This is a genomic window from Thiohalocapsa halophila, from assembly GCF_016583825.1.
Lineage (GTDB): Bacteria > Pseudomonadota > Gammaproteobacteria > Chromatiales > Chromatiaceae > Thiohalocapsa > Thiohalocapsa halophila.
Window position 1 is genome coordinate 41,940 of record NZ_NRRV01000041.1, and the last position, 6,249, is coordinate 48,188.

3 protein-coding genes are annotated in these 6,249 nt (G+C 69.0%); all 3 read left to right on the forward strand.

Annotation, left to right across the window (positions count from 1 at the left end; genetic code table 11):
• Nucleotides 1-209: 209 nt before the first annotated feature.
• The 3 genes from CKO31_RS16180 to CKO31_RS16190 all read left to right on the forward strand — a co-directional run bounded on the left by CKO31_RS16180 (nucleotide 210) and on the right by CKO31_RS16190 (nucleotide 6,122).
• The gene (locus tag CKO31_RS16180; protein ID WP_200239531.1) at nucleotides 210-995 is read left to right on the forward strand and encodes a hypothetical protein; all 786 of its coding nucleotides are present in this window, start codon (nucleotides 210-212) and stop codon (nucleotides 993-995) included.
• Between the two features lie 327 nt (nucleotides 996-1,322).
• The gene (locus CKO31_RS16185) at nucleotides 1,323-3,344 is read left to right on the forward strand and encodes a sodium-translocating pyrophosphatase (protein ID WP_200239534.1); all 2,022 of its coding nucleotides are present in this window, start codon (nucleotides 1,323-1,325) and stop codon (nucleotides 3,342-3,344) included.
• Between the two features lie 213 nt (nucleotides 3,345-3,557).
• Nucleotides 3,558-6,122 carry a type IA DNA topoisomerase gene (locus CKO31_RS16190; RefSeq protein WP_200239536.1) on the forward strand — a complete coding sequence of 855 codons (2,565 nt, stop codon included), beginning with the start codon at nucleotides 3,558-3,560 and terminating at the stop codon, nucleotides 6,120-6,122.
• Nucleotides 6,123-6,249 lie beyond the last annotated feature (127 nt).

The following is a 6,249-nucleotide window of genomic DNA, read 5'->3' on the forward strand; positions in this document are numbered from 1 at the left end:
CGAGCCCGACCCCCAGGCTCGCGGCACACCCCAATGATCTTAATCAGTGCATAAGGGGTTTCATGGGCGCCCCGACACTGCATAATGCGGCGCTTTCCCGCGGCGGCCCCGCGGGATGGCTAGCGGGGCCCCTGTGCCCCGGCACATTCGCATCGGTGGCGCAATCGACGGCGTCGTCGACGCCGCAAAGCCAACCCTGGGAGTTGAGCATGCAATACGACAGTCACCTGTACCAGATTCTGGCCCCGAACCCGGCGTTGGTGGCCTCACAGTTGGAGCCGGAGGACTTCGCCAAGCACTACACTTCCGGCTCCGTGCGCTACTACGCCGGCAAGGTGGTATTCGCGGAGATCGACCTGAGCTACCGCCATCCCTACTTCAAGATCGACGAGGCCCTGGCCACCCTGAAGCCGCATGACGACGGCCGCCCCAAGGCGACCAAGTTCATCTCCACCTACCGGGTGCTGGAGCATATCGACCTGGAGGCGATCCAGCGGGTGATCCTGGGCACGCCGGAGGGCTATGCGCTGGAGCTCCAGGCCGCGCCCTACGACAAGACCCACGAGGAGGGATTTCTGCGCATCTACGCCGAGATCGCGCCGCTGCGCATGCTGGTGATGTCGCGGCTGGATTTCCCGGCCTTCGGCAAGTACGTCACCGACCCGGCGTTTCCGAAAGGGGCGCCGAAGCAGTTCTACACCCAGATCGAGCTGGACATCGAGCATTTCCTGAAGGAGTTCGAGCAGCGCCCCACCATGCACCCGCCCATTCCCGGGCTGCATCCGTCGAACCTGCGCGCCGCGATTACGGAGCTGCGCGACAACCCGGGCAAGGACACCAAGGGGCTGCGCCTCGACAGCGGCTTCGACAACATCCCGTACAAGCTGATTCGCCACGGGTTCATGTTCGCCTCGCAGGAGACGACTCGCTTCTTTCCGATGCCGTCGCACACGGAGATCGAAGCGACCAACTACCACTTCTGGCGCGCCATGTGACCGCGGCCGTCACGGCCCACGGCCGGCACCGGCGGCACTGCGGCCGGTCCCGGCACTGCCGCGGCCACCACCCATTGCATGCACCCGCCCACAGCCACGCGTCCATGCTCGCGCAGCGGGCACCGCACAGCGAGCACCCGGGTGCCCCGCCCCGTCGCGGTTTTGGGCGGTTTTCGCAGAACGGCATCGCCGGCCGCTGCCGCATACACATTTGGCCGCCGACGCGGCGGGGCATCCTGCATTCTTGAGAAGAGTCGGGAACCGCCGAGAACGCGGCTTCCCTAGGACAACAACGCTGATTCGAGCCACACGGGGAGTCATCCACCCATGAGCCTGAATGCTCTCATCCCCCTGTTCTTCGGGGTCCTCGGCCTGGCGACGGCCTATGTCGTCTATCAAAACGTCAAGGCCTATCCCAAGGGCGAGGCGAAGGTCGCCGCCATCGGCGACGCCATCCATCTCGGCGCCATGGTCTTCATGCGCCGGGAATACACCATGCTCGGCCTCTTCGCGGCCGTGCTGCTGGTAGTGCTGTACGTCTTTCTCGGCTGGAAGACCGCGCTGGCCTTCCTGGTGGGCGCCGTCGCCTCGGCCCTGGCGGGCTTCATCGGCATGAGCACGGCGACCCGGGCCAATGTGCGCACCACGGTGGCGGCCCATACCAAGGGACCGGCCGAGGCGCTGACGGTGGCCTTCTTCGGGGGCTCCATCATGGGCTTGGCGGTGGCCTCCCTGGGCCTGCTCGGCCTGGGCACCCTGTATCTGCTGTTCGGCGGCGACCCGGAGACCGCCCATGCGATTCACGGCTTCGGCATGGGCGCGTCCAGCGTGGCGCTCTTTTCCCGCGTCGGCGGCGGCATCTACACCAAAAGCGCCGACGTGGGCGCGGACCTGGTGGGCAAGGTGGAGGCCGGCATCCCCGAGGACGACCCGCGCAACCCGGGCGTCATCGCCGACAACGTGGGCGACAACGTTGGCGACGTCGCCGGCATGGGCTCGGATATCTTCGAGTCCTACTGCGGCTCCATCATCGCCACCATCGCCATCGCCTCCACGCTGGCGGCGGACGTCATGGACCCGCTGGGCGAGCGCCAAGCGCTGATGTTCCTGCCGCTTGGCCTGGCCTCCGCTGGCCTGCTCTGCTCCATCGCCGGCATCTGGCTGGTGCGGCGCTTCTCGACCCAAACCCCGGAGCGGGCGCTTCGCATCGGCACCATCGGCGCGAGCGTGCTGTTCATGCTCATCGCCTTCCTGGTCATCATCGCCACCGGCGTCACCAGCGCCGTCTGGGGCGCGGTGCTCATCGGCGCCTTGGGCGGCATCGTCATCGGACTTGTGACCGAGTACTACACCTCGGGCAAGCCGGTGCGGCACATCGCCATGGCGGGCGAGACCGGCGCCGCCACGGTCATCATCACGGGCTTTGCGGTGGGCATGCGCTCGGTGATCATCCCGCTGCTCACCATCAGCGTCATCATTTTCGTCGCCAACTGGCTGGCGGGCCTCTATGGGGTCGGCATCGCCGCCGTGGGCATGCTGGCCACCGTCGGCATCACCATGGCCATCGACGCCTACGGCCCGGTGGCGGACAACGCGGGCGGCATTGCGGAGATGGCGGGTCTCGGCGTGGAGACCCGGCGCATCACCGATTCCCTCGACGAGCTCGGCAACACCACCGCCGCCATCGGCAAGGGCTTTGCCATCGGTGCCGCCGCCTTGGCGGCGCTGGCCATCATCACCGCCTACATCGAGAGCGTCGCGCTGCACGTGCCGGACTTCGAGCTGCTGCTGAGCGACCCGCTGGTGATCATCGGCATGTTCGTCGGCGGCATCCTGCCTTTCGCCATCGCCTCCATCACCATGACCGCGGTGGGTGATGCCGCCTTTGCGATGATCAACGAGATCCGCCGCCAGTTCCGGGAGATCAAGGGCCTGCTGGAGGGTGAGGCCGAGCCGGACACGGCGCGCTGCGTGGACATTGCCACCACCGCGGCACTGAAGAAGATGATCCTGCCGGGCGTCATCGCCATCGCCGCGCCCTGGGTGGTGGGCTTCGGCCTCGGTCCCGCCGCCCTCGGCGGCATGCTCGGCGGCGCGCTGCTCGGCTGCGTGCTGCTGGCGCTGACCATGGCCAATGCCGGCGGCGCCTGGGACAACGCCAAGAAGTACGTCGAGCAGGGCAACCACGGCGGCAAGGGCTCGGACACCCACAAGGCCACGGTGGTCGGCGATACCGTCGGCGATCCCTTCAAGGACACCTCCGGCCCGTCCATGAACATCCTCATCAATGTCATGGCCATCGTCAGCCTGGTGATCGCGCCGCTGCTCGGCAACAGCCTGCTGGGCTGAGGGCTGAGGGCCGGGGGCGCCGAGCTTCACTCCGCCCATCGCCGGCGCGGCTCGATGCCGCGGCGGCGATGGCCGCCCTCGCGAGTCGGTCAGCCCGTCGGGCTGCGCGGGCTTCCTGATCGCAGCCCTGATCCCCTTGTATCGCCGAGTACAACTCGGCGGTCCCAGCTCCGTCCCAGCGCGGCCCTGCGCCATCTCGGCTAAGCTCCCGGCATGACCACGGTCGTCGTCGCCGAAAAGCCGAGCGTCGCCCGCGACATCGCCGCGGTGCTGGGCGCGTCCGCCCGCGCCGAGGGCTGCCTGCGCGGCAACGGCTGGTGCATCACCTGGGCCCTGGGGCACTTGGTGCACTTCGCCGAGCCGGACGACTACGGCCCGGACTGGGCCGGGCGTTGGTCCCCGAGCCAGCTGCCGATGATTCCGGAGCGCTGGCGGCTGCGCACGGACAAGAAGACCGTTGATCAATTCCGCATCGTCAAGGGCCTGCTCACGGCCGAGGACACCGAGCGCGTGGTCTGTGCCACGGACGCCGGCCGCGAGGGCGAGCTCATCTTCCGCCTCATTGTCGAGCACGCCCGCAGCCGCAAGCCCATCGAGCGGCTCTGGATCTCCAGCCTGACACCGGAGGCCATCCGCGCCGGCTTCGATACCCTGCGCCCCGCCGCCGACTATGCACCGCTGGCCGCCGCCGCCCGCGCCCGGGCGCAGGCGGACTGGCTGGTGGGCATGAACCTGACCCGTGCCTACACGGTGCATAACCGGGTGCTGTGCACCATCGGTCGGGTGCAGACGCCGACCCTGGCGATGATCGTCGCCCGCGATGCGGCCATCGCAAACTTCACCAAGGCCTACTTCTACGAGCTGGTGGCGCGCCTGGCGGAGGGCTTCGAGGCCAAGTACAGCAAGGACGGCGAGACCCGCATCGAGCGGAAAGAGCACGCCGAGCGGCTGCAACGGCAGATCAGCGCCGCCATCGAGCCGCACCGCACCGGCACCGTCACCGCCGTCGACAAGAAGGTCCGCCATAACCGCCCGCCGCCGCTCTACGACCTCACCACGCTGCAGCGCGATGCCAACCGCCGCTTCGGCTTCACGGCGGCCAAGGTGTTGGAGCTGGCGCAGACCCTGTACGAGACCCACAAGCTCATCAGCTATCCGCGCACCGAGAGCCGCCACATCGGCGAGGACATGCTGCCTGAGCTGCCGGGGATTCTGGAGCAGATGGACCATCCGCTGGCCGCCGAGGCTCGTGCCCGCCTGGACGCCGGCCACCGCCTCGGCAAGGCCTATGTGGACAAGACCAAGCTCACCGACCACCACGCCATCCTGCCCACCGCCCGGTGCCCGCCGGCCAACCTGCCGGAGCCGCTGCGCAAGATCTACGACCTGGTGGCGGCGCGCTTCGTCGCCGTGTTCCTGCCGGATCAGCGCGTGGAGGAGACCCGGGCGACGCTCGACATCGGCGGCGAGACCTTCGTCGCCAAGGGCTCCCGGGAGCTGGAGCCGGGCTGGAAGCGGGTGGAGCCGCGGCGGCGGGCCGCTGCCGAGCAGGCGGGCGGGACTGGTGACGCGGGGGAGCCGCCGGGCGCCGACGGCAAGCACGCCCGGGCCGACTCTGCCGCGTCGGAGCACCGCCCCCTGCCGCCGCTGGAGAAAGGCCAAACGGTGCACGTGGACGCACTGGACGTGGTGGAGCGCGAGACCAAGCCGCCGCGGCCCTTCGACGACGCGACCCTGCTCAACGCCATGAAGCACGCGGGCCGCGAGATCGACGACGACGCCCTGGCGGCGGCCATGAAGTCGTCGGGGCTCGGCACCCCCGCCACCCGCGCCGAGATCATCGAAAAGCTGCTGCGCACCGGCTATATCGAGCGCCGGCGCAAGCAGCTGCGCGCCACCGACAAGGGCAAGGCGCTCATCGCGCTGGTGGCCGAGCCCCTGCGCAGCGTCGAGCTCACCGCCGCCTGGGAGCAGCGCCTCAAGGACATCGAGCAGGGCGCCGCCGACGCCGACGCCTTCTACCGCGACATCTGCGAGCAGGTTCGGGCGCTGCTCCCGCAGGTGGCCAGCGGTCCCGCGATGACGGCGGAGCAGGTGGCCGCGGCACGGGCCGCGGCGCCGCAGCGCGGCGGGGGCAAAGGGCGCGGCGGCAAGCGTGGAAGCGGCAGCGCCGCCGGACAACGCCGAACAGGCCGCAGCCGCTCCGGCGGCGACCGAGGCACGGGGGCCGGGAATGCCGGCGAGCCCAAGTCCGCCGACCTCGGCACCTGCCCCGTATGCAAGCAGGGCGAGATCATCGAGAACACCAAGGCCTACGGCTGCGCGCGCTGGCGGGACGGCTGCGGCTTCACCATCTGGAAGACCGTCGCCGGCCACCGGCTCTCTACGGCGGAGATTAGCCAACTGATCGAGCAGGGCCGCACGGAGCAAGTCGACGACTTCAAATCCAAGGCCGGCAAGGCCTTCTCGGCCCGGCTGCGGCTGGACGACGCCGGCAAGGTGCGCCTCGACTTCGACAAGCCGGCGCCGACCGACGACAAGCCCCGCAGCCGTGACGAGGCCGACCCGCCGGCCGAGGACGCGGACAAGCCGCCCATTGCAGAATCGCTGCAGCGCAACCCGCTCACCTGCCCCCAATGCGGCCGAGGCCGCATCATCGAGGGCCGCCACGCCTTCGGCTGCAACCGCTGGCGCGAGGGCTGCGACTATCGAGTCCCGAAAGAGACCGACGGCCGCAGACTCACCGAAGCCGAGCTGAGGACTCTGGCCGCGCTCTAAAAAAAGGGGTCAGAGCCGAATGGCACTAACTTAAGCGGCGTCTTCATAAAAACAGTCACTTAGCGAAGCGCTTGGCCTGCAACCCGAACAGCTCCAGGCCGTCCGACATGCGAAGACCGCCCGCTTG

Bases quoted from the DNA above. Each gene is read 5' to 3' on its own strand.
- CKO31_RS16185 (WP_200239534.1), top strand. From the start codon at position 1,323: ATGAGCCTGAATGCTCTCATCCCCCTGTTCTTCGGGGTCCTCGGCCTG.
- CKO31_RS16180 (WP_200239531.1), top strand. From the start codon at position 210: ATGCAATACGACAGTCACCTGTACCAGATTCTGGCCCCGAACCCGGCG.
- CKO31_RS16190 (WP_200239536.1), top strand. From the start codon at position 3,558: ATGACCACGGTCGTCGTCGCCGAAAAGCCGAGCGTCGCCCGCGACATC.